The organism is Streptomyces canus 299MFChir4.1, from assembly GCF_000383615.1.
Taxonomy (GTDB): domain Bacteria; phylum Actinomycetota; class Actinomycetes; order Streptomycetales; family Streptomycetaceae; genus Streptomyces; species Streptomyces canus_C.
Window position 1 is genome coordinate 110,857 of record NZ_KB911598.1, and the last position, 22,483, is coordinate 133,339.

Below are 22,483 nucleotides of genomic sequence, written 5' to 3' on the forward strand. Positions count from 1 at the left end.
TCCGGGTTGCTGGGCGTACCCCCGGCAGCTCCGTCGACGTCTGCGGCACCCGGGGCACTTTCCCCACCCCCGACGGATCCCGCGACGCCTCCGACACCCCGGTCGCGCTCCGCCCCCCCCGGCGCCGTCGGCATCCCGGACGTCCTCGTCACCCCCGACGCCCTCGTCACCCCCGGCGGCTTCGAGGTCCCCGGCACCTCCAAGACCCCCAGCACCCCCGACGACTGGAGACGGGACATGAGACTCAGACACCTGTCTGCACTGGCCGCCGTGACCGCGCTGCTGACCTTCCCGGTCCAGGCGCAGGCGGCGCAGCCAGGCCACACGTACCACGTCGCCCCCCGGGGCAACGACCACGCACACGGCACGCAGGCGAGCCCGCTGCGTACGATCGGCGGCTGCCTCGAACGCGTACACCCCGGCGACACCTGCCTGATCCATCGTGGCACCTACCGCGAACAGCTCACTCCTCCCTCCGGCGACGAGGACGCCCCGATCACCATCGCGGCCTACGGCGACGGCCCGGTGACCGTCGACGGGACAGAGCGGGTGACCGGCTGGAAGGACGCCGGGGGCGGACTGATCGCCGCTGACACCGACCTGCCGCCCGACCCCGACTTCAACGCGGTGTTTCTGGACAACTCCCGCGCGGCGGAGGGCCGTTGGCCCAACTCGGGCACCGATCCGCTGAACACCACCTGGGCCGAGGCCGACTCCACCTCCACCGATCAGCACATCGACGACACCGACCTGCCCGACGCCGACTGGACCGGCGCCACCGTGCACCTGTGGGCCGGCTCCAACCCCTGGGCCCAGCAGACCGGCACGGTCACCGCCACCGCACCGGGTCAACTGGACTTCAAGGGCGGCAACTACCGCTGCCCTCCGCTGTGCATGGGCAACCAGACCTACCGCAATTACTACCTCGTCGGGTCGAAGGCAGCCCTCGACCAGCCGGGGGAGTGGTACTACGACGAGACCGCGCACCGGCTCTACCTGGTGCCCCCGAAGGGCGGCATCGCCGGACACACGGTGACCGCGAAGCACCGGTTGTGGGGGGTGGACCTGAGCCACAGCTCGTACGTCACCGTGCGCGGCCTGAACCTGCGGGGCACCTCCCTGCGAACGGGCGCTTCAAGCACGGGAGTTGTGGTCGACCGGCTGCATGCCACGTACATCTCCGAGTTCTCCACCCTGCCCATGCCGCCGGACAGTGATCTCGCGATCCCGCCGTTCGAGGGGCACATCGTCGCCTCCCGCATCCTCGACTCGGGCGTCCAGATCCTCGGCACCGGCAACACCCTCAAGAACAGCGAGATCAGCCAGTCGGCCGGAAACGGCGTCCTCGTCCGCGGCACCGGCAACACCGTCACCGACAACTACATCCACGACGTCGGCTGGATGGGCAGCTACACCCCCGGCATCGAGATCAACGGCAACGGCGACACGGTCACCCACAACACGATCCGGCGCACCGGGCGAGCGGCCATCGACACCGCCTGGCAGCTCAACGGCACCGAGTTCCACGACAACCGCATCGCCTACAACGACATCTCCGAAGCGATGCGCACCTCCCGCGACGGCTCCCCCTTCTACGTCTGTTGCAGCCTGAACGCCTCCGGCACCTCCATCGACCACAACACCGCGCACGACGCCGACGGCCAGAACGGCTACTACGTCGACAACTACTCCGGGCACTTCCGCCTGCACCACAACGTCGCCTGGAACACCGGCAGCCGGGGTGTCTACTTCAACGGCCACACCGGTCCCAGCATCGCCAACGAGGACCACAACTCCAGTTACGGCGTGGGCATCAACGTCGCCTCGTCCGCCCTCGGCGGGGCCACCGACGCGTCCGGCTCCTACCTCAGCAACATCATCGGACCGAAGCCGGTCACCGCGACACAGACCGGCAACCCACTGCCCGTCGTCCGCTCCAACCTGATCAGCGACAAGCCCGGCTACACGGACGCCGTCAACGGCGAACTGTGGCTGATACCCGGCTCACCCGCCATCGACGCGGGCGAAATGATCGACGGCATCACCACCGACGTCCAGGGCACGGCTCCCGACCAGGGCGCCTACGAGTACGGCGCGCCCATCTGGTCGACCGGCTGCGATCTGCCGGGCTGCCGACAGCGCGTGCGGCACGGCAACTGGACCGCCTCGGCGAGCGACGGCACCAACGCGTCCGCCGTCACCGATGGTGACATCAACACCCGCTGGACGGGCGCGGCTCCGCAAGCCGCGGGCCAGTACCTGACCGTCGACCTCGGTGAGAGCAAGACCTTCGGCCGGCTCTCCCTCGACGCGGGCCGCGACACAAGCGGCCAGCCGTACGGCTTCTCGGTCTCCGTCAGCCGCGACGGAACGCACTGGGGCGAACCGCTCGCCCGGGTCTCCGGTCGCTCCTTCACCCAGGACGCGGTGTTCCCCCGGCAGACCACCGCCCGCTACGTACGGATCACCCTCACCGCGAGTGGACCCGTGCCCTGGGTCGTCAACGACGTCCGGCTGTACGGCGACGCGCCCGACGCCGCCTCGACCCTCCAGGCCGAACAGGCGACCTCCGCACGAGGAGTACAGCGCGGCACGGCCGCCACCGGCGTCCTCGGCTCCGGCGACTGGGTGGGCTTCCGCAGGGCGAACCTCCACGGAAAGCACCTCACCGTGCGCCTCAACTCCACCTGCACCCAGGGCTGCTCGCTCCAACTGCGCCTGGACACGCCGGACGGTCCGGTGGCCGCGGTAGTGCCCGTCACGGGCACCGGCATCTGGCAGGAGCAGACCGTGACCCTCAAGCGCGAGGTCACCGGCACCCACGGCCTCTACCTCGTGGCGAAGGGCACAGGCCCGGTCTCCGCAGTCGACTGGCTGACCATCGGACCCTGACCACCGACCACCGGTCGGGCAGTGGGACACGGAACTCCGCTGCCCGGCCCCGCCGAATCCGAGTCCACAACCAGAAACCAGAATTGGGAGGCAGCCAGGTGACCGCGCCAACAGGGGACGGTATTTCTCGAAGAGGTGTGATCGGCAGGGCGGCAGCCGCGGTAGCCGCCGGCGGCTGGGCATCAGGTTCCGGCACCGCCTGGGCGGCGCCCCGGGAGTCCGCCGGGGCGGAGGGCGTACACGAACGCTTGGCCAGGGCCGCAGCTTTGCGCTGGCGGCGGATGCCCGGCGACTGGAAGGACGGCCCCTTCCTCGGCAACGGTCTCCTCGGAGTGCAGGTCTACCGAGGTGCGACGGCCAACTCCCTCAAGGTCATGGTCAGCCACAGTCAAGTGCAGGACCAGCGACCGCAGTGGCGCGCTCCGTACGGCTTCTCCCGGCTGCCCATAGGGCATTTCGACCTCACTCTCGCCGGTGAGGTGACCGGAGTCGACTGGACCCTGGACATCTGGGACGCGGAGCTGCGCGGCACCGTCACCACCACCCGGGGCAGTGTCCGCTTCTCGATGCTGGTGCACAACGCCCGTACCGCGCTGCTGATTTCCACCCGGCCCAGTGCCGGCGAGGAGACCGCGGCCTGGTCGTTCACGTGGCTGCCCGCCATTTCACCCCGTGAGAAGGACAAACCCGCGGACTACACGGGCAACCCCGACCCCCGCACCGGATCCGCCGGCACCACCCACTACGTCGAGCAGCCACTGATCGCGGGCGGCGGATGGACCACCGCCTGGCGTGAACGGCGCGTCGGCAGCGGCAGGTTGCTGGCCGCGCACATCGTCTACGGCTATCCCGAGGACCTGTCACGCACGACGGAGCGGGCCGTCGCCGACGTAGCGCGCACGCTCTCCGTGGACCCGGACGAGCTGGTGCGCGTCCACCGCACCTGGTGGCACCGCTTCTACCGGCGCAGCCTGGTCTCGGTACCGGACAAACGCATCCAGGACTTCTACTGGATCCAGCTCTACAAAGCCGCCTGCGCCACCCGGGCCGGCGGGCCCTCGATGTCCGAGTGGGGGCCGTGGTACCCGGAGACCGGCGGCAGCTGGAGCGCCGTCTGGTGGAACCTCAACGTACAGATCGCCACCTGGCTGATCCAGGGATCCGGTCACCCCGAACTCGACTCCGTCACCTCCACCTTCAAGAACTTCGAGAAGTACCTGCCGCTGTCCGTCCCGCCGGAGTACCAGGACGGCGACACCTACGCCCTCGCCCACCCCTCGGACTGGATGCTGCGCCCCGGAGCCAAGACGGTCGGCATCCCCGGCACGGCGACGAAGACCGACAACAACGGCAATCTCATCTGGGCCATGCACAACGTCTGGCTCAGCTACCGCCACTCCATGGACGTGTCGATCGTGCGTGACGTCCTCTACCCGATCCTCGTGAAGGCGGTGAACTTCTACGACCACTCCCTGTACGAGGGCAGCGACGGCAAGCTGCACCTGCCGCTCACCCGGTCGCCCGAGTGGGCGGACGCCACCGACTGCACCTACGACCTCTCCCTGATCCGCTGGGGCTGCGCCACCCTCCTCGACTGCCTGCGCGTTCTCCGTACGGACCATCCGCGCGCCGGGCGCTGGCGCGAGATCCTCCAGCGCCTGGTGGACTACCCGCGCGACGAGACCGGCGTCATGATCGGCGCCGGGAAGCCGCTCACCGAGTCCCACCGGCACTTCTCGCACATGCTGTGGCTCTTCCCCCTGCACGAGCTGGACTGGGACCGGCCGTCCGACCGGGACACGATGCGGACGACCTTCGACCACTGGGTCAAGGACCGGAGCCTGTGGGCCGGTTACAGCTACGCCGCCGCCTCCTCGATGGCCTCGCTGATGCAACGCCCTGAAGAGGCCCTCGACTTCCTCACCTTCTTCACCGACGGCAACGTCATCAAGAACGCGTGGATGACCGCGAACACCATGTACGTGGAAGGCGGGAACCTGGCCGTCGAGAGCCCGCTGACAGCGGCCCAGTCCGTACTCGACATGGTCGTGCAGAGCCACGGCGGCGTCGTACGGATCCTCCCCTCGGTGTCACGGCGCTGGACCGACGTGTCGGTCCAGGCCCTGCGTACCCAGGGCGCGTTCCTCGTCGACGCCGACCGATCAGGTGGCCGTACCCGATGGGTGCGCGTCCACAGCGAGGCCGGGGCACCGCTCGTTCTGGACCACGGCATCGACGGTGCCATCGACGTACGGGACGAACGCGGGCGGCGGCTGCGGTACCGGGAGACGGGGCCCGGTCGCATCGAGATCCCGCTCGACCGGCACGAAACGGCCGTCGTCCTGCCGCGCGGCACTCGCCCGGACCCGCGTCCGCGGGATGTGCCGGCCGCCGGTGGCGCAAAGCCCTGGGGGCTGCCGGACTGATCCGTGGGACCTCAGACGATGACCGACGTGATCAACCGCTCCACTCCGCTCACTACTTCGGAAAGGGACACGCCATGAACAGGAGATCCGTGTTACGGACCGGTGCCGGTCTGCTGGCCGGCAGCGCCGCGCTCGCCCTGCCGTCCGCCGCGCTTGCCGCCACGGCACCCGCCGTGCCGGACGCTGCCCCCACCGACGGCTGGACCAGGACCTCGTTCACCTACAGCTGGCAGAAGCCCTGGAACCTCGACCTCAGCGACCGGCACAGCTACAGCGGCGGCGTCGACCGCATGTGGGTGTACGCCACCGACCAGCCGTTCGAGGAGGGCAGCTCCACAGACCCGCGCACCGAGATGCGCTGGAAGGTCGACTACACCACGGGCGACCGTATGTGGGACGCCGACGTCTACCTCCCGTCCGGCACCGACGGTGCCTCCTTCGTCCAGATCCTGCGGAGCGTCCACCCCTCGGGCACTCCCGCCACCGACATCATGCTCAACATCCACAAGGCCAACGGCGGCACCGTACGCCGCTACGACGGCACAGTGCTCAAGACAGGGGCGTACGACACCTGGTTCAACGTGAAGATCGCCCACCACGCGACGACCGGGACCGGCACCGTCAAGGTCTACTTCGACGACTCCCTCGTCCTGACCGTCGACGACCGGGGCCCCGCCACCCGCTACTTCAAGAACGGCGTGTACAACCACGGTTCCGGCCGCGCGGAGGCCCGCTTCCGCAACATCCGCTACTGGACACGGTGACCCGTCAGCCGGTGTCATGAGTGCGGCGGGGTCGGGGTGGACGTCATGGCTGGTTGCCGCAGCAGTTGTTCGACGAGGCGTTCCTTTGCCAGGGCCAGGTGGCGCCGGTACGTGCCGTAGGGCACCCCCAGGCGTCGGGCGGCGGCCTTGTGGGTGCGGGGAGCCGTGATGTAGGTGGCGGTGAGAGCCTCGTGGGCCTTGACGCCCGCGGGGTCGATCTGCAGTGCGTCCAAGGCTGCGATGATGGCGCCGCGCAGGTCAACGGCCGGGTCGGGTGAGCCCGGCGGCACGAGATGGGAGTGCAGCAGGACACTGGTCGCGAATGCGCGGGGGGTGTGCCAGGTGCGCAGCGCATCGAGCACACCCTCCGCGAACGCGGCGCGCGCCGACTGGTCGCCCGAGCCACTCGTGGCGGCAGTCGCGGGCCATAAAGCCACGGGCGTGCCCGCCGCGCGCGCCCGGTGCCGCACCCACTGTTCCACCGGCTGCCGTCGCCAGTCCCGGCCGAAGACGTGCTGTCGCCGCCCGCCGACATCCACCGCCGCGACCTCCGGCATGCCGGCCTCGGCGAGGTAGCGCCCCCAGCGGTCGGCGTCTTCGAAGACGGTGAAGGTCACCGCGCGTCCGTGGATTCTCATCTCCTCGCCGATGGCGCGACGGCTGATGAGCTCTATCAGGGGCGAGGGTCGCTGGTGTCCGCCGGATTGCACCGCGAAGCGGCGGATGCCGAGGTGTTCGCCCGGTCGCAGGGGAGCGGCCGCCTCTACGAAATCCCAGACTGCTGCGATCACCGGGTCCTCGGCGCGGTCCTCGGGCAGTGGCGAGTCCAGCCGCAGAATGGCCATGAATGACACGGGTGCGGAGGAGCCCGCACGGCGGAGGACGCGAAAGGCCTCCGGCTGCCGGCGCACCCAGTGCGCGACCGCTGCCGCCGATGCCGGTCCCTCCGCTTCCTCGGCCATGCGCAGCACGCCGGGCACGTCTTCGGCCCGGAGCGGAGTGTCTTCGATGTGGGGGTGTGTCCGGTAGTTGTACAGATCATCCGGTCCCCCCTGGTTGCGGAAGAGGAACATCCACTCCGCGACCCGCAGCAGCGCGTCGTCCTCGGCAGCGCCGCGTACGGCCTGCAGGCCCGCGAGCGAGATGCGGACCCGGACGTCGTCGTAGCGCTCGGGATCCCGCCAGCGCAGGTCGGCCGCGAGGGTCGACCGCACCGCGTCGTGCGGATGCAGCCCTTCGGGAGTGGCCTCGATGTAGGGGAGTTGACGCAGCCAGGAGAACACCGTGTCGGTGTCCTCGTCACCCAGCACCGCGCGCAACAGGGGCTCGCGAGTGACGTAGGCCTGCGCGACGACCTCCAGGGCGCGCCGGTGGGCGACGCTGGGCAGGTCGCCCACGAGCCGCTCGACCAGGGTCGTCAGCACGTCGCCGGTCGGCTCCCACGGCGCGCCGGGTGCGGCCGGGGGCACGGAGGCGGCCAGGGAGAGGGCGAGCGGGCTGCCTCCGGCGAAGGCGACGAAGGCGTCGCGCTGCTCGGCGGGGACTCCCCGTGTGGCGAGCAGGGCGTGGGACTGGGCGGCGTCCAGCGGCCGCACGGCCAGTGCGGTGAACAGCCGCGCCCATCCAGGGTCCAGCGACCATTCGGCGTCGGGCGCGACTCTGCTGGCCACAACGACGATCGCATGGTCGGCGAGCCGCAGCAGGAAGGTCTCGCGCAGCCACGCCTCGAGGGGCTGACACTGCTCGAAGGTGTCGATGAGCAGCACTGTGCCGGGCTCGGCGCACGCGGGGGCGGCGGCCTCCTCGAGTCGGCGCGGATCGGCGTCGAGGAACCGTCCGTCCACGTGCACCACGCGGCGGCCGGTGAGCTCGGCCTGCCGGGCGGCGTAGCGCACCAGAGAGGACTTGCCGATGCCGCCGGGACCGTGAATGTACGCGACGAGCGGAGCGTCCGCCGCATCCGACAGCATCCGGTCGAGCACCGCCTGTTCCGGCTCCCTGCCCACCAGCGCACCGGCTCGAGCCTCCGCCAGCCGGCCCGCCAGGCCCACCGCTCCCAATCCAAGCTCCTCTCAGCAGACCCATTTTCATGCCCATTTTCATGGAAACAGCATGGCGGGACACGCACTACGGAGCCCGGCTGCTTCGGTAGGCCGAGGCCAACTCGGGGGTGCGGTGGCGACGTTCAGCGAGCTCGTGCTCCGCGGTGCGTCGGCGCCGCGTCCTTGCCCGCGACGACATCCCAGATGCGCAGGAAGAACTCGTGCCGACCGGGGGGCACCTGCGCAGCATGCGGGCCGGCGCACCCGAGGCTTGCCGTAGTTGCGCGGCACGTTGGCCGGGATCGTGATCGTGGACCCCGCTTCCACGGTCGTCCTACGCTCCACCTCTGCGGCGGCGAGACGCGGCCGAGCGAGGCGGCGTCGAGCGCATGTGGTCGCGCACCGGCGTCAGCAGGCCGGCGAGAGCCTTGACGTCGTCGCGCGAAAGCGGCTCGAACAGGAGGCCGCTGACCACCTCGATGTGACCCGGCAGCACCTTCGCAAGCAGCTCGCGCCCTGCATCGGTGATGGTGACGGTGATGCTCCGCTCGTCGTCCGGCGAGGGGGCGCGGACGACCAGGCCCTCCTTCTCCAGCAGACCTACCTGATACGTCAGGCCGCTGCGGCTGTAGACGACGCCGTCGGCCAGGTCGGTCATGCGGTGGCTGCCCGTCGGCGAGTCCCCGAGGCGCGCCAGCAGTTGGAACTGCACATAGCTGAGACCACCGGTCTCGCGCAGCTGCTGCTCGACCGCATGCCGGAGCAGGCTGGTCACCTCGACGAGGTCGAAGTAGGCGCCGAGCTGCACGGGGTCGAGCGACGGCGGTGAGTCAGGCATGACCGGAGTCTACTGCTTCGAATTCGAAGAGTGTGGAGTGCCGCCGTCCCAGCCACCACCTGGCGATGACGCGAGGGTCTCATTGGCAGGCCCGAGGACGTGACCCTGGTGAGCGCACGGTGTGGGCAGTGCTGGGCCCGACTGAGCACCGTAGAACATGGCGATCGGGCAGTGGTGCCGCGCAGGGTTGCGGAAAGGAGGACGGCGCCGCCGCCCACGGATCCCGAGGACCGGCCATGAGCATCCCCCACCTCGCCCAACGTGAGGACCAGCAGCAGCTCGAGTGGATCGGCGGGAGCGTCTTCAGCGTGCTGCTCGACGCCGAGGCGACCGGCGGGCAGCTGACCGTCGGCCGCTTCGACGTCAGCAAGGGTGAGGCGCCGCCGTTCCATGTGCACAACAAGGAGGACGAGGTCTTCCTGCTCCTGTCCGGTTCGGCGCTGGTGTGGGCCGGCGACGAGGAGCACGAGTTGCGGGAGGGCGGCATTGTCTTCCTGCCCCGGCGCATCCCGCACGGCTACCGCATCACCTCCGAGAAGGCAGATCTACTGCTCATCTCGACCCCTGGAGGGCTGGAGAAGATGTTCCGCCACGCGGGCCGTGACCTTCGTGAACCACGCCCGGAGGGCTTCGAGATCACCCCGCAGCTGCTCGCCGAAGCCGCGGAACTGTCCGGCAACGTCGTCCTCGGCCCTCCCCGGTGACGGCACCGCAGCCCGGCCACGGGGATGAAGCCATGAAACCGATGCCGGGATGAGCACCACCGCGTGAAGCTCCGTGTCCTTGGCCGTCTTGAGCGCCGGAGGGGGCTGCCCGCGTCCGACGCGCCTGCTCGCGGACTGGGTCGCGGAGGCTGTGTGCCGGTCACTGGCGGCCGGTGGTGTGCGCGCCGAGGTGGAGGTGCTGGAGTCGCACCGGCTGCGGACGACCTTGCCCGGCGTTCAGCCCACGGCCGCGCCGGCCTCGATCTGAGGGTGGCGATCGCGCTGAGGGAGGCGATCGCGGCGGTCCTGGCGGCCGACGGGCTTGTGGTGGCGATCGCGGTACTCACCGCGTCCCCGAGCGAGGTGTTCGACTCGTTCTCCGCCGGTCTCGGTGACGGAGTCCTCTCCGGCATGCCGGTGCTGCCGGCCCTCAAAAGTGGCTCCCGCCGGCAGCCACCCGACCTGGCGCAGGTGATACGCGCGCGCCTGACCGACGTGCACGCCGACCCGTGCCCATCGTCGTCGTCGCGGGCCCCGCCGGCTGGCGCGCCACAGCTCAGAGCGGCGCGGCGCGGCTGCGCGCCTGCATCGGCTAGCCGCCGCCGAGCTCACCGCTGCGATGCGCTCGCGCCGGTAGGGACTGAAACCACTTGCTTCGAATTCGAAGCAGATGTACCGTCATCAACAGTTGCTTCGAATTCGAAGCAAAGTCGATCGCAGTGAAGGTGAGAACCGAAATGAAGGCAGTACGTTTCCACGAGTACGGCGACCCCGACGTCCTGCGCTACGAGGATGTGGAGCAGCCCGTGCCCGGAGTCGGTGAGGTCCGGATCCGGGTCGCCGCGACCTCGTTCAACTCCGTCGACGGCAACATCCGCGGCGGCTTCATGCGCGGCCCCATCCCGGTGGAACTGCCCCACACCCCCGGCCTCGACGTCGCCGGTACGGTCGACGCGCTGGGTGAGGGCGTCGACGGCATCGCGGTCGGCGACGACGTCATCGGTTTTCTGCCGATGGACGGCAACGGAGCCGCGGCGGAGTACGTCCTCGCACCGGCCGACGTCCTGACCCCGGCGCCCAAGAGCGTCCCCCTGGCCGACGCCGCCGCGCTGCCGCTGGTGGGCCTGACCGCGTATCAGGCGCTGTTCGACCACGGCAAGCTGACGGCAGGGCAACGCGTGCTCATCAACGGGGCCGGCGGCGCGGTCGGCGGTTACGCCGTGCAGCTGGCCAAGAACGCCGGTGCTCACGTCATCGCCACGGCCGGCCCGCGCAGCAGCGAGGCGGTCAAGTCCGCCGGCGCCGACGAGGTCATAGACCACACCACCACCGGCGTGACCGCGGCGGTGACCGAGCCGGTCGACGTCGTGCTCAACCTCGCACCGGTCGACCCTGCCGAACTGGCCGCGCTGGTCATGCCGGTCCGCCCGGGCGGCGTCCTGGTCAACACGACGGTGTGGATGCCCGCCCCCTCCGACGAGGACCGCGGTGTGCGCGGCATCGACCTGTTCGTCCGCAGCGACGCCGAACAACTCGCGAAGCTGGTGGCCCTGATCGACCGCGGCGAGCTGCACGTCGCCATCGCCGAACGGCTGCCGCTGGCCGAACTGCCGCGGCTGCACGCCCGCGCAGCCGAAGGCGCGGTACACGGCAAGGTCATAGTCGTCCCGACCGCCGCCTGACATCGATCCCCCGCCGAAAGGAAGGGGCATGGCAATCCGCTTGGGCCCCGAAATCGCCGTGGCACCGGTCCCTATGGCCGGCGCGATGGCGGACGCCACACCACCGGCCGTAGGTGATATCGCAGCGCGCCGCGCCATGAGGGAGCCGATCATCGGCGCGCGGGGACGGCCCAGCCCATCCCGGGCCGACGTGAAAACGAGCGAGCACCACGCGACCGTCGGCGACGGCGCCCGAATCAAGATCGCGATGGTGCCGAGCACCCACTGCTGTGGACCCGCATCGACCACGGGGATGTGCGGAAGTTCTCGTGAGACCAGGGCTTCGCCGGCCGTCTGGTCGGCTGGACCTGCCTGATCCTCGGGCGCGAGCCCGAGATCGTCCGCAGACACCCTGGCCGGTGCCCCTTCCAGGCGCAGCCGAAGAGGTGGACGATGGAGCACCCGCTGTCGTGGATCACTGCCCACCGGCGCCTGGTTCGCGACCACGGGAGCAGGCCGGCTCACTCGGAGACCATGATCTGTCGGGCGATGATCGGGGTCGTGGTCCGCCGCCTGACGCGGGGCGGGGCTGCCACTCGGCCTGGTCCCAAATCGCTTACCCGGATGCGGTGACGTGCCAGAACGCCAGTACCGTGCTGCTGTGACCAGCGACAAGGCCGACCGCCGCGGGCTGTGGGACGCCGCTGCGGTCCGTGCCCGGGTCGCCGCCATGGCCCAAGAAGACCCTGCGCGTAAGCGTTTCGGCTCCTCACACCATGGATATCTGCTTCGGCCTCCTCTGGCAGAGGACACCATCTGGCTGTTCGAGCAGCAGCAGGGTGCCCGACTCCCCGCTTCCTACCGCGGCTTCCTCAAGGACGTCTCCGACGGAGGAGCGGGACCGGACTACGGGCTCCTGGGCCTTGCAGAGGAGGTGGACGACGAAGAGGCTCTGCACGACCTTCGAGAAGAGGGTCGACGCGTGGGCTTCCTGTCCACGCCGTTTGCGCACACTGACGGGTGGCCGGGGCCGGGCAGGGACGGCGATGCCGGCTACTCGGTCGGAGGGAGCCTGGTCATCGGGGAATGTGGTTGCGGCGCGTTCCACCGGCTGGTCGTCACGGGGAGGAACGCCGGCCAGGTCTGGCTCGACGATCCTGACTGGGGCGGCCTGACACCGGGGCCCGACTTCCGAGACTGGTACCTGGCATGGCTGGGCACGACCTGACTGGTGCGGCCCGAGCCCGTCCCGGTTCATAGCGCCGGACGTCGACGGCGGTCGTCGCACCGAGTGCCGCCCGGAAGCAGGGATGGACCTGGAACTCCGTCGCGCAGTCGGCCAGGAAGACGGCACCGAAGAGGACCCCAAAGAAGACGGCGACACACCGATCACGCAGGGCCGGGTTGCGCCTCGTCGGCTGCTCGCCAGGCCCCTGGTACGACGGCGCACCAGGACGCTGGCGATCAGCGCGGCCACCCGGCCCTTACCCTGCCGTGCAGAAGGAGTTGTACGAGATCATCGTGCGAGACCGTACGGAAGCCTCGTCCGCAAGGTGACACCCAGCTTGATATCGCCGAGCGGCGCGCCGTCACACCTTGATCACCAAAGGCGTCACGCATCCCGGGCTCCGCGCCACCTCACCGACAGGCGAGCGGTCGGCGGGCCGTGTCCACGGCCGCGTCCCGCTCGCACTGCAGGCACTCACGCGCGTCAAAGGGCGGCGGTCGTCCCCTCGCCGGAGGCGCTGCCCGCGAGCCACTGGTCCCATCCCAGGTTGAAGTCGGCGTAGCCGTTGTCCGCCGGGGCCTTGCCGCGGGGTGAGCCGGTGATGGTGATGGGGTCGCCCTGCTTGACCTGGCCGTAGAACCACTTGGCGTCCGACAGGGACAGGTGGACGCAGCCGTGCGAGCCGCGGGCGCTGCCGCTGCCCGGGTTCGGGTCGCCGGTCGAGTAGTGGACGTACGTGCCGGACTGGGTGAGGTGGATGTCCCAGGGCAGTGTCAGGTCGTAGAAATTGGGACTGCTCTTGTCGCAGCTGATTCCGACGCTGCAGGAGGTCATGTGGACCTTCTCCTGCTTGTCGATGACCGCCATCGTGCCGTCCCACGTCGGATACTCGGCGCTGCCCGCGTTGATCGACAGGGTGCGTACCGGCGCGCCGTTGCGGGTCACCTTCATGGTGTGGCCGGTCACCGAGACGTCCGCGCGCACGTCGTCACCGATCTTGAAGGTGTGCGTGTAGTTGTGTACGCCGTAGCGTCCGTTGCCATTGCTGACGCCCGTCATGTCGGCATCGATCTTCACCGTCGTACCGGAGGGCCAATACGTCTTCGGGCGCCAGTCGGCGCGCTTGTCGCCCATCCAGTGCCAGGCGCCGGCCACCGATTGTGAGGCACTCACCTTCATGTGCTTTTCCACTGTGGCCCGCGCCTTGGCCGCCACAGGGTTCGTGAAGATCACCGAGATCGGCATGGCCACGCCGACCGTGGTTCCCGTCTGCGGGGTAATCGTCTCGAGGAGCATAGGCGGACCCGCCGGTTTCGTCGGTGACGGAGAGGCGCTCGCACTCGGCTTCGCCGACGCCTTCGCGTCCCCGCTCGCCTTGTCGCTGCCGCCCCCGCCGCAGGCGCTCGCGCCCATCAGTGTCACACCCGTGACGAATGCGATCCATATGCTGCTCTTGCGCCGTCCCACGAACTGCCCCGGTCTGCTCGCTCTTCGGCCCTGACGGGCCCATCTCCCTGTCAGACAGCGAGGGCGTGGGCCGTAGTTGCACGCGTCGCGTAAAACATGTCCCAAGGTTCGGCGCTGGTCCGGGCCGTCCTGCCGTCGCAGACGTCCTTGGCTCCCTTGTCGTCACGGGCCGAGAGTGGACGCATGACACCAACGTTCATCACAGTGAGGGCACCACGAAAAGGGGGCTCTCCGATGAGCGATGGCATGATCTCCAGCGGTTGGGACGTTCTGGACGCTTCCCACGACGCACTACGCACGGCGGTTGGCGCCGTCCCCGCCGACGGCTGGCGCCTGCCGACACCCTGCGAGGACTGGACCGTCGCCCAGGTCTTCCAGCACGCCGTCGGCGACCAGATCGGCTTCGCCGCCGCCCTGACCGGCGAACCCGGCCCCGACTTCAACCCGTTCGCCCCGACGGGCGAGATGGAGGGAGTGGACCCGGCGGGGTTCCTGGAGGACGCCCTGGCACGCGCGGCGACGGCATGGGCGGGGGTCGACCGGGGCGTCGCCGAGGTGCCCACCCCGGTGCCGCCGCACAAGATGTCCCCTTGGTCCGGCTCGGCAGCGTGCGGGCTGGACGCAGCGGTCCACGGCTGGGACATCGCCCAGGCGACGGGCCGGCCGTCGCCGCTCACGCCCGAGTTGGCCCGCCCCCTTCTCGAGGTCGCCAGGGAGATCGTCGAGCCGCTGCGCCCATACGGCGCGTACGCCGCCGCCCTGGCCCCCGAGCAGGGCGACGACGACGTGGCGGTCCTCCTGCGTTACCTCGGCCGCGACCCTCGCTGGAGCGCCTCGTAGCGGGCGCTGATCGGGCCGTTGCCGTGATCCTGTTCGTGTTCCGCACCGGTGCCCAGGGGGAGCACCTGCCGCAGGCGCTCGGCTTCGGCTCGGGCGTGACGTGCGGGAGTCCTGGCCGCGTGGAACGAGGCCGACGTGTGGCCGCTGGCGATGATCGATCCTCCCTGGGCGGGCGGCCCGAGGCGGCCCGAGGGGGCCCGAGGGGGCCCCAAAGCGGGCCCAGCCTGGTCGGCCGTGCAGGGATGGGCGGCAGGCACCACGTCATCACCGACGCCCAGAGCATCCCGCCCGCCGGATAGCTGACCGGCGGCCACCGCGACGGCGTCACGCGGTTGCCGCCGCTACAAGGTTTGGCCGGTGGCCGGGTGGTGGGCCGGTCCTGGTGCCGGCCCGGCGCGCTCCTCGCCGAACGCGACCAGTCCCACCCCTCCGGCCTGGGCATCTTCCGGTACGTCGTCGAAAGAACGAACGCCTGACTGCACGGCTTCCGCCGCCTGCGCATCCGCTGGGACCGACGCGACGACCTCCACAAAGCCTTCCACGCCCTTGCCACCTGTCTCCAAGGTGACCGGCGGCCTGCCCTGGTTCAGGGGTGGGACGGGGTTCCGAGGAACCGGTGGAGGGAGGTCGTCATGCTGGTGACGAATGTGTCGCGGGTCGGGTCGTCGAGGCGGTCCAGGGAGAGGTAGGGGTTGAGGTCTTCCAGCTCGACAAGGAGCAGGTCACCGTCCTGGGTGCGGCAGGCGTCCACGCGCTGGATGCCGTGGTCAAGGGTGTTCCAGTCAATGAAGCGGCGGGCGAAATCGAGGTCGGCTTCGGTGGGCCGGTAGGGCTCGAGGACCCAGCGCCGTTCGGGGTCGGGGGCGTGAAGGGCGTACTGGAAGGCATCGTCGACGTAGTAGAACGACACCTCGTAGCGAAAATCGATGCGGGGCTGAACCAGGATGTCGCCGTGGACGAGGCCGGCCAGCTGTTCCTGAGGCACGAAGCTGAGGCCGATGGAGTCCGCCCCTGCCTTCGGCTTCACCACGTACTGGTCGCTCTCGGGCAGGCGGCCGAGGTCCTGGGGCCGGTCGATGGTGGGGATGACGGGGTATCCGGCTGCGGTCAGGTCCAGCAGGTATTGCTTGCCTGCCATGTCGGCCCGGCCGGACAGCGGGTTGTAGACCCGGGTGCCGCGCGCCGCGGCCCGGTCCCGGAAGGCGTCGTATTCCTTCTGGTAGTGCAGCACGGGGCCGCTGTTGCGGACCACGACCGTGTCAAAGGAGTCCATCAGAGCCGAGGCGTCCAGCGGATGGCACAAAGCGACGTCGAAGTCGTTCCGCAGCCGAGACGACAGGAAGATGTCCTCGTCGCAGTAACGCCGCCCCCGGGCCTCGTAGGCGAGGTCGGTCACGAACAAAACGCTGGGGCGGCCGGGCACGGGCCATCTCCTGGGTCGGTGGCCACCAATCTACTCAGACCACCGAACTCCCAGCACCGGGCCGGTCCCGCCCGTGCGACCAGTCAAGGACTCGCAGTAGTTGCACGGCGCACTTGGTATCGGCCGGCGTGGGCGGCTAACTGGCCCTAACAAAGCCTCTGGACGTGGCGGTGGGTGATCAGGCAGACGGCGATGCCAAAGAAGGCCTCGTGGATGTCGTGGCGTCGTTCCCAGCGAATGCGCAGGCGGCGGAAGCCGTGCAGCCAGGAGATCGTCCGCTCGACGACCCAGCGGAATGTGCCCAGGCCGGTGCCGTGCGGCTGGCCTCGCTCGGCGATCGCGGGCCGGATGCCGCGTTGCCGCAGGAGCCGGCGGTACTTGTCGTGGTCGTGGTCGTGGCCGCGGTCGGCGCAGAGTATGTCGGGCCGTCTGCGCGGCCGTCCGACGACTCCGGCCCTTGCCGGGATCTTGTCCAGCAGCGGCAGCAGTTGGGTGACCAAGCCTTGCCGACTGACCACTTCCATGCGTTCACCGGCATTGCCTGCTCCCGGCGGCGGCAGCCGCCCCGAGATTCGGGGCGGCGACCTTCATGTCCTGCGGTCTGGGCACCCGGCCGGCAGACAAGTCATGCGTACGGGTCGAAGGGGATGCCGCCCGGCTTGGCCTTGTTGAGCGTGTCGTTGAACTTGGAGTCCTGGAGCGGGAGGTTGGCGTTGCCCCAGTCGGAGCCGTTCAGGACGGTGCGCAGGTCGGGTGCGAGGCTGTCCCAGGTGAGCAGGTTCTCCTGGTGCCAGGCGCCGGTGTCGTTCTCCGCCGACTCGCCCCACTTGGCGAAGCGGAAGGCGTGGGTGCTGGCACCGTCCTTGTGGTAGACGGCCATGACGCGCCGACCGCTCATCGGAACGTCGGCAATCGGGTGGGTGCTGAAGCCGCCGTGCCGGGAGGCGGACAGGTATGACGGTGTGTCCGCCCCTTGCTCGACCCACACGACCATGCACTCCCAGTCGTGCCTGTGACCGATGCCCGGAGACGCCTCGTCCTTCTCGAAGTAGCTGGCGTAGATGATTCCGCACCAGCCGTTGTTGCACTTGGCTCGCGAGTAGGTGTTGGCGTGGCCGAGGTGGTCACCGCGGCACTGTCCGGTGATGGGGCCGGTCGGCTTCAGGCCGCCGTTGAGGGTCCCGCTCGCGTCGATGGCGGCGGCCGGGTAGCAGGAGTCCGTGTCGTAGTCGTACACGGGCTCGAAGTACTTCTGGAATGCGGTGGCGTTCTCGGGCAGGTTCTGCAGCACGCCCGCGGAGGCGCTGCCCGTCAGCGTGGCAGCGAGAGCCGCGCCGCTGCCCGTGACGGCGACGGCTCTGGCGAGCCGGATCGTTCTGCTGGTGGTTCGAGGCATGGGGTCTCCGTGGCGATGTGACGATCGCGGACATGACATCCGGCGTGTGCAGACAGAGACTGGCAAGCCGAGAGGCTGCTGGAAGGGCTTTCCGCCGAACTCAGGGCGGCATTTTTCCGAACTGATCGACGCTCGCCTGTGGTTCGGTGGGCGCGGACGGTCGGTCGGCTCGCCCGCATGCGAAGTCACACGCGCCCTTGGCGTGCCGGCCGACGAGGAGGCCCTCGTCGGCGCCCCAGGTCCGGCGTCTTGCAGCGAGTTGATGCCACCCGGGCCGACGCCGAAGGGAACGATTCGCGCGGCCCCGTGCGCTGGTGGCCGCCCACCGGAGTGTGATCGAACTGTCGGCTCGGCGGCTGTGCTGCGACAACTCAGGCTGCACCAGGGAGAACCGCTGCGGGCCTGATGGAGGTGACTGCCCCCGGGGTGGGTGGAGTCGAGGTGCTTGGTTCGTACGCTACCGGTGAGGGTGCGGAGTTCGTACTCGACCGGCTTGAGCATGCCCGGCGCGGGCGTCCTTGCGTCGATGTGCAGTGGCTCAGGACTGCGCAGCGAGCTCGAAGGCCTGCGCGGCCGAACCGTCGCAGGTCCGCTGAGTGAGCTGGACACTGTTCGTCGCCGGTGCGGCGGCTGTCAGACACTTGCCGCTGTGCCGGGCGACGAAGTGATAGCGCCCGCTTGTCTCACGCACCGGCTGCCATTGCTGATTCGTGCCGCCGGAGTAGGCCCACAGCTGCAACGGCGCGTTGTCCGCCGTCGAGTGGTCGGTCACATCGATCACCTGAGCGGGGTTGCCGCGGGCGGTGATCTGCGTGTACCCGCTGTCGGTGCTCCGGAACCGGTACTGCTGCGCTGTCGTGCCGTTGCAGGCGTACTGCTGGATGGCCGTCCCGTTGGCGGTGGCTGCCGAACGGGCGTCCACGCACGTGCCGTTGCCGCCGTTCTGCACCGTGTACCAGGCGGTCTCCGAGATCTCGTCGCCGGTCGGTGGGGTCGTGGTGCCGCCCCCGCCCAGCCACTTGAGCCCGTCCAGCAGGAACCGGTTCTGGCTCGCGCTGGCGAACGTGGACGAGAGCCGGGTGTTGGTCGTGTAGTTCATCGCGTTGTGGCCGAAGTTCGCGTACAGCATCCTGTACTTCGTGTTGGTCCACAGGATCGGGTAATAGCCGCTGTACCAGGACTGGTTGGGGTCGGTGCCGACCGGGAAGCTGCTGGGGTCGATCGATGCCAGGATCTTGATGTCCGGGTTCTGCCGCAGATCCTTGGACCAGTTGTACCACTCGCTGACCGACGAGGTGAACGTGGTCGGCAGGTTCACGGTGGCCGGGTTCGTGTGGTCCTCCACCTTCAGGGTCACCCCCGTCGGCCCCCAGGTGTTGGACGCGAAGTTGCCCGAGCCCAGGAAGGTGTTGTGGTACCAGGACCAGCTTGCCGCGTCGGTCGTGAACGCCGAGACATGGAAGCCCATGAAGCCGCCCCCACCCCTCATGTACGCCTCGAAACCCGAGCGTTGGGCGGATGTCTGCGGCAGATCATCCAGGAACAGGACGACTTGATAGGCGTTGACCCCGCCGTTGGCGAGCAGGTCCCAGTTGGTACTGGCCGTGTAGGTGAATCCGTTGGCGGCCGCCTGCTGCGGGAACCAGACGTTCGCCTCCTTGTCGAAGTCGATGTGCGCCGCGTCATAGGTGCCGCTGTAAAGGGCGAGGACCTTGAACGGGGTCGCGGCGGTGCTCGCCTGTGCGACGGGTGGTACGGCCGCGAGGCCCAGCAGCGTGGCCAGCAGGAGCAGGACCCGCAGGAGCGCTCGGGTGGAGCGGGATCGCACGGTTCTCATCTTCTGGTCGATCCTTTCCGTGTGGTCTAAGGGCAGTTGCTCAGGGGGAGGCGGCTGCCGTGGTTGGACGGCTCGCCGATGTCCGGTTGCTGTTGACCTGGTGGCAGCCGCCGCCATGGGCGCTTCCGGCAGGGGAGGGCGGCTGGTCGGTCCGCACGGTCGAAGCAGGGATGCGCCCGTGGTGGGGGAGTCGGGGTTCGGGTGCGGAGTGCGTACGTCAGCCGGTGTACCGGGCGAAGATGCTGGTGAACTGCCAGTTGCTCTGACTCACGCCCGAGCAGGTGTCGTCGCTCGGGTAGGCACCCGGGCAGGGGCGGTCACGGTTCGCGGACCAGAACGTCAACCGTGCCAGGTGATGGGCCTGCGCGTAGCTGAGGATGGTCTGGAAGTCGGCGGGGGTGACGGTCTCGTTGTCGTCGGTGATGCCGTTCATCGACGAGATGCCCATGGCGCGGTAGGCCGCGTCGTCGCTGTAGCCGTACGCGTTCTTCAGCGCGGTCTTCAGCCCCTCGGCCGCCCGCTGGGTGAGAGTGCCCATGTTCTGTCCCGCGCCGCCGAAGTCGAACGGCATGATCGTCCACGCGTCCACGGTCAGCCCGGACGAGGCGGCCCGGTTGATCAGACTCGTGTCAGGACCGCTCTGCCCGGTGCCGATGGTGACGTACACCTTGAGGCCCGGGTTGCTGGCCTTGACGGTCTTGAGCGCGTCCACGGTCCGTTGCTGCACCGTGCCGTTGCTGTCCGAGGTCACCACCCGCAAGGGTGAGTCGGACGCGGTGGTCACCTACCCACGCGTCCCCGGCATCGAGGGAGTCGGCGTGATCGACGAGGCCGACGAGGACAGCGGGCTGCGGCCGGGCCGGCAGGTGGCCACGATGATGGGCGGTATGGGCCGCGCGTACGACGGCGCGTACGCCCAGTACGTGACCGTCCCGCGGCGCAGGTCATCCCGTTCGAGAGCGACCTGCCGTGGGATGTGGTCGGCGCGCTGCCGGAGATGTTCCAGACCGCGTACGGTTCCCTGTCCCGCGGTCTGGACCTCAAGGCCGGGCAGACGCCGCTGATCCGCGGTGGCACCTCCACGGTCGGGCTGAGCGCGGCGGCGAGCGCGAAGGATCTCGGAGCCACCGTGCTGTCCACCACCCGCAGCCGGGAGAGGGCGGGGGAACTGCGGGCCGCGGGCGCCGACCATCCCCTCGTCGACGACGGCACCCTCGCCGACCAGGTGCGCGAACTGATCCCGGACGGTGTCGACGCCGCACTGGAACTGGTGGGCTGCTCGGTCCTCGCCGACACCCTCCGCGCCGTCCGCCGGCACAGCACGGTCTGCTTCACCGGAGCCCTGGCGGGCCAGTGGGCGATCCCCGACTTCAGCCCGTTCATGATCCCGGGCGGGGTGCGGCTGACGTCCTACGGCGGTCAGGCCGCCGACCTCCCGGCCGACGTCTTCGCCCACCAGCTCCAGGCCATCGCCGCAGGGCGCCTCAACGTCCCGGTCGCGAAGGTCTACCACGGCCTGGAACAAGTCCGTGAGGCCCAGGCCGGCCTGGAGTCCGGCACCACGCCGGGCAAGCACGTCGTCGTCCTGGACGACTGAGACCCGGGCAACCGAGAAACGACCACCGACCACGAGGTCAGCTACTTCGACCCGATGGTCAAGGAACTGGTCGTGGGACGCGACAACGTCATCGCGCACATCGACCCGCGCTGGCAGCCCGGCAACTTCGAGAAGAACGTCGAAGCCGTGGCCCGACTCGGCGACCTGGCAGCAACCAAGGGCATCACCGTCTCCCAGCCGGCCTTGGCCTGGCTGCTGGCCAGGGCGAGACATCGTCCCGATCCCGGGCACCCGGAGCGCAGCCCGCATGGAGGGAAACGCCCACGCGGCCGACGTCACCCTCACCGAGGCCGATCTCGGCGCGATCCACGAGATCCTCCCGAATAGCGGATTCGGCGCCCGCTACGCCGAAGAGCATGTCCCCAACTGGGTCTGACCCAGCCCGAACGGGCCTCCGAGTCGATCAGGAGTCCCGCGGCATGAGCCCCCGTCGCCCGGACGATCAGGGGGCCTCGGGCCGACGCCGCGCTCCGCTCACGGGTGGGTCGTGGTGTCGCGGGCCGCGTAGGCGGCCGGGGTGAGGCCGGTGCGGTCGCGGAAGAAGCGGCCGAAGTTCGCGGGATCGCTGAAACCGAGGGCAGCAGGGCCTGATCCGGCACCTCGGAGTGAGTAACGCGACGGCGGAACAGGTCGCCGAGGCGCAGGCGATCGCGCCGATCGTGTCCGTGCAGAACATGTACAACCTCGTCTACCGGCAGGACGACGAGCTCATCGACGAACTCGCCGGCAACGGCATCGCCTACGTGCCTCTCTTCCCGTTGGGCGGCTTCACCCCGCTGCAGGCCACGGCGCTCTCCGCTGTGGCCACCCGGCTGGAGGCGACGCCGATGTCGGTCGCCCTGGCCTGGTTGCTGCGGCGCTCGCCGAACATCCTGCTCATCCCCGGCACCTCGTCGGTGGCGCACCTGCGCGAGAACATCACCGGCGCGGGACTCGCGCTCTCCGACGACGACCTCGCCGAGTTGGACAAGATCGGCCATTAGCAGGACACCGCCCGGCCCCGCGCAAGACGAAGGGGCAGTGGCGGGGTGACACGGGCCCCACGCGCCGTTGCTCGCTGCGGCAGCCGGCCATCGGGAATGACGCGCAGGACGGCCTTGTTACCACCATTGCATGACATGACCGAGTCAAAGTACTCGGTGGTGGTGGAAGGAGTCCTCATGGCACGCAGCACCACGCGGCCCGTCGTCACGCTCAGGTCGACGGCCGGCACCCACGTCACCTACGTGACGCGCAAGAACCGTCTGACCAACCCCGACCGGCTGATCGTGCGCAAGTACGACCCGGTGGCCGGCAAGCACGTTCTGTTCCGCGAGGAACGATGACACCCGCCTCGGTCGTCGACCG

17 protein-coding genes and 4 pseudogenes are annotated in these 22,483 nt (G+C 69.5%); 13 read left to right on the forward strand and 8 right to left on the reverse strand.

Annotated features, from left to right (window positions below; all coding sequences use genetic code 11):
* Positions 1–237 precede the first annotated feature (237 nt).
* The 3 genes from H293_RS0130300 (at position 238) to H293_RS0130310 (ending at position 6,082) form a co-directional block, all read left to right on the forward strand.
* Complete coding sequence (locus tag H293_RS0130300) at positions 238–2,892, forward strand: discoidin domain-containing protein (RefSeq protein ID WP_020121579.1); 2,655 nt, start codon at positions 238–240, stop codon at positions 2,890–2,892.
* Between the two features lie 281 nt (positions 2,893–3,173).
* Positions 3,174–5,318, forward strand: a complete 2,145-nt coding sequence (locus H293_RS0130305) for a glycosyl hydrolase family 95 catalytic domain-containing protein (RefSeq protein ID WP_259294555.1) — start codon at positions 3,174–3,176, stop codon at positions 5,316–5,318.
* A gap of 74 nt (positions 5,319–5,392) precedes the next feature.
* Positions 5,393–6,082, forward strand: coding sequence for a polysaccharide lyase family 7 protein (locus H293_RS0130310; RefSeq protein ID WP_028808327.1), 690 nt, complete (start codon positions 5,393–5,395; stop codon positions 6,080–6,082).
* 14 nt (positions 6,083–6,096) lie between these two features.
* On the opposite strand, the gene H293_RS0130315 is transcribed toward H293_RS0130310, so the two are convergent.
* Together H293_RS0130315 and H293_RS0130320 are read right to left on the reverse strand one after the other, a co-directional pair.
* Positions 6,097–8,133 (reverse strand): ATP-binding protein, encoded by a 2,037-nt coding sequence (locus H293_RS0130315; RefSeq protein WP_020121582.1) that lies wholly within the window; start codon positions 8,131–8,133, stop codon positions 6,097–6,099.
* 325 nt (positions 8,134–8,458) lie between these two features.
* The gene (locus H293_RS0130320) at positions 8,459–8,962 is read right to left on the reverse strand and encodes a MarR family winged helix-turn-helix transcriptional regulator (RefSeq protein WP_020121583.1); all 504 of its coding nucleotides are present in this window, start codon (positions 8,960–8,962) and stop codon (positions 8,459–8,461) included.
* Between the two features lie 236 nt (positions 8,963–9,198).
* On the opposite strand from H293_RS0130320, the gene H293_RS0130325 reads away from it, so the two are divergent.
* The 5 genes from H293_RS0130325 to H293_RS0130340 all read left to right on the forward strand — a co-directional run bounded on the left by H293_RS0130325 (position 9,199) and on the right by H293_RS0130340 (position 12,555).
* Entirely contained in the window at positions 9,199–9,666 is a 468-nt protein-coding gene (locus H293_RS0130325) for a cupin domain-containing protein (protein ID WP_020121584.1), read from the forward strand.
* Positions 9,667–9,754: 88 nt separating this feature from the next.
* The gene (locus H293_RS0130330) at positions 9,755–9,934 is read left to right on the forward strand and encodes a hypothetical protein (RefSeq protein WP_158694451.1); all 180 of its coding nucleotides are present in this window, start codon (positions 9,755–9,757) and stop codon (positions 9,932–9,934) included.
* Positions 9,935–9,936: 2 nt separating this feature from the next.
* A complete protein-coding gene (locus H293_RS58525) occupies positions 9,937–10,389 on the forward strand; it encodes an NADPH-dependent FMN reductase family protein (protein WP_158694452.1) in 453 nt (150 codons plus the stop codon).
* Between the two features lie 14 nt (positions 10,390–10,403).
* Positions 10,404–11,348, forward strand: coding sequence for an NADP-dependent oxidoreductase (locus tag H293_RS0130335; protein ID WP_020121586.1), 945 nt, complete (start codon positions 10,404–10,406; stop codon positions 11,346–11,348).
* 640 nt (positions 11,349–11,988) lie between these two features.
* Positions 11,989–12,555: an SMI1/KNR4 family protein gene (locus H293_RS0130340; RefSeq protein ID WP_020121587.1), complete on the forward strand. Its 567-nt coding sequence runs from the start codon at positions 11,989–11,991 to the stop codon at positions 12,553–12,555.
* Between the two features lie 483 nt (positions 12,556–13,038).
* On the opposite strand, the gene H293_RS0130345 is transcribed toward H293_RS0130340, so the two are convergent.
* Complete coding sequence (locus H293_RS0130345) at positions 13,039–14,022, reverse strand: L,D-transpeptidase (protein WP_028808329.1); 984 nt, start codon at positions 14,020–14,022, stop codon at positions 13,039–13,041.
* A 234-nt stretch (positions 14,023–14,256) separates the two neighbouring features.
* On the opposite strand from H293_RS0130345, the gene H293_RS0130350 reads away from it, so the two are divergent.
* Entirely contained in the window at positions 14,257–14,862 is a 606-nt protein-coding gene (locus H293_RS0130350) for a TIGR03086 family metal-binding protein (RefSeq protein WP_028808330.1), read from the forward strand.
* A gap of 586 nt (positions 14,863–15,448) precedes the next feature.
* Here the strand turns inward: H293_RS0130350 and H293_RS0130360 are convergent.
* The 5 genes and pseudogenes from H293_RS0130360 to H293_RS55295 form a co-directional block, all read right to left on the reverse strand.
* The gene (locus H293_RS0130360) at positions 15,449–16,285 is read right to left on the reverse strand and encodes an ATP-grasp domain-containing protein (protein ID WP_028808331.1); all 837 of its coding nucleotides are present in this window, start codon (positions 16,283–16,285) and stop codon (positions 15,449–15,451) included.
* A 146-nt stretch (positions 16,286–16,431) separates the two neighbouring features.
* Positions 16,432–16,782: pseudogene (locus tag H293_RS0130365) on the reverse strand (transposase); the annotation flags it as partial.
* A 128-nt stretch (positions 16,783–16,910) separates the two neighbouring features.
* Positions 16,911–17,681, reverse strand: coding sequence for an NPP1 family protein (locus H293_RS0130370; protein ID WP_020121594.1), 771 nt, complete (start codon positions 17,679–17,681; stop codon positions 16,911–16,913).
* 538 nt (positions 17,682–18,219) lie between these two features.
* A complete protein-coding gene (locus H293_RS0130375) occupies positions 18,220–19,518 on the reverse strand; it encodes a ThuA domain-containing protein (protein ID WP_020121595.1) in 1,299 nt (432 codons plus the stop codon).
* Positions 19,519–19,735: 217 nt separating this feature from the next.
* Positions 19,736–20,257 (reverse strand): annotated as a pseudogene (locus tag H293_RS55295) (glycoside hydrolase family 18 protein); the annotation flags it as partial.
* A 1-nt stretch (position 20,258) separates the two neighbouring features.
* Here H293_RS55295 and H293_RS54325 point away from each other — a divergent pair.
* The 4 genes and pseudogenes from H293_RS54325 to rpmG form a co-directional block, all read left to right on the forward strand.
* Positions 20,259–21,115: pseudogene (locus H293_RS54325) on the forward strand (zinc-binding dehydrogenase); the annotation flags it as partial.
* A gap of 268 nt (positions 21,116–21,383) precedes the next feature.
* The gene (locus H293_RS61480; protein WP_020121598.1) at positions 21,384–21,512 is read left to right on the forward strand and encodes a hypothetical protein; all 129 of its coding nucleotides are present in this window, start codon (positions 21,384–21,386) and stop codon (positions 21,510–21,512) included.
* Positions 21,513–21,714: 202 nt separating this feature from the next.
* A pseudogene (locus H293_RS50205) lies at positions 21,715–22,119 on the forward strand (aldo/keto reductase); the annotation flags it as partial.
* 177 nt (positions 22,120–22,296) lie between these two features.
* A complete protein-coding gene (rpmG, locus tag H293_RS0130400; protein ID WP_028808333.1) occupies positions 22,297–22,461 on the forward strand; it encodes a 50S ribosomal protein L33 in 165 nt (54 codons plus the stop codon).
* Positions 22,462–22,483 lie beyond the last annotated feature (22 nt).

Coding starts and splice junctions, on each gene's coding strand:
- H293_RS61480 (WP_020121598.1), top strand. CDS start 21,384: ATGGAGGGAAACGCCCACGCGGCCGACGTCACCCTCACCGAGGCCGAT.
- H293_RS0130310 (WP_028808327.1), top strand. CDS start 5,393: ATGAACAGGAGATCCGTGTTACGGACCGGTGCCGGTCTGCTGGCCGGC.
- rpmG (WP_028808333.1), top strand. CDS start 22,297: ATGGCACGCAGCACCACGCGGCCCGTCGTCACGCTCAGGTCGACGGCC.
- H293_RS0130370 (WP_020121594.1), bottom strand. CDS start 17,681: ATGCCTCGAACCACCAGCAGAACGATCCGGCTCGCCAGAGCCGTCGCC.
- H293_RS0130305 (WP_259294555.1), top strand. CDS start 3,174: ATGCCCGGCGACTGGAAGGACGGCCCCTTCCTCGGCAACGGTCTCCTC.
- H293_RS0130335 (WP_020121586.1), top strand. CDS start 10,404: ATGAAGGCAGTACGTTTCCACGAGTACGGCGACCCCGACGTCCTGCGC.
- H293_RS0130320 (WP_020121583.1), bottom strand. CDS start 8,962: ATGCCTGACTCACCGCCGTCGCTCGACCCCGTGCAGCTCGGCGCCTAC.
- H293_RS0130300 (WP_020121579.1), top strand. CDS start 238: ATGAGACTCAGACACCTGTCTGCACTGGCCGCCGTGACCGCGCTGCTG.
- H293_RS0130375 (WP_020121595.1), bottom strand. CDS start 19,518: ATGAGAACCGTGCGATCCCGCTCCACCCGAGCGCTCCTGCGGGTCCTG.
- H293_RS0130350 (WP_028808330.1), top strand. CDS start 14,257: ATGAGCGATGGCATGATCTCCAGCGGTTGGGACGTTCTGGACGCTTCC.
- H293_RS0130325 (WP_020121584.1), top strand. CDS start 9,199: ATGAGCATCCCCCACCTCGCCCAACGTGAGGACCAGCAGCAGCTCGAG.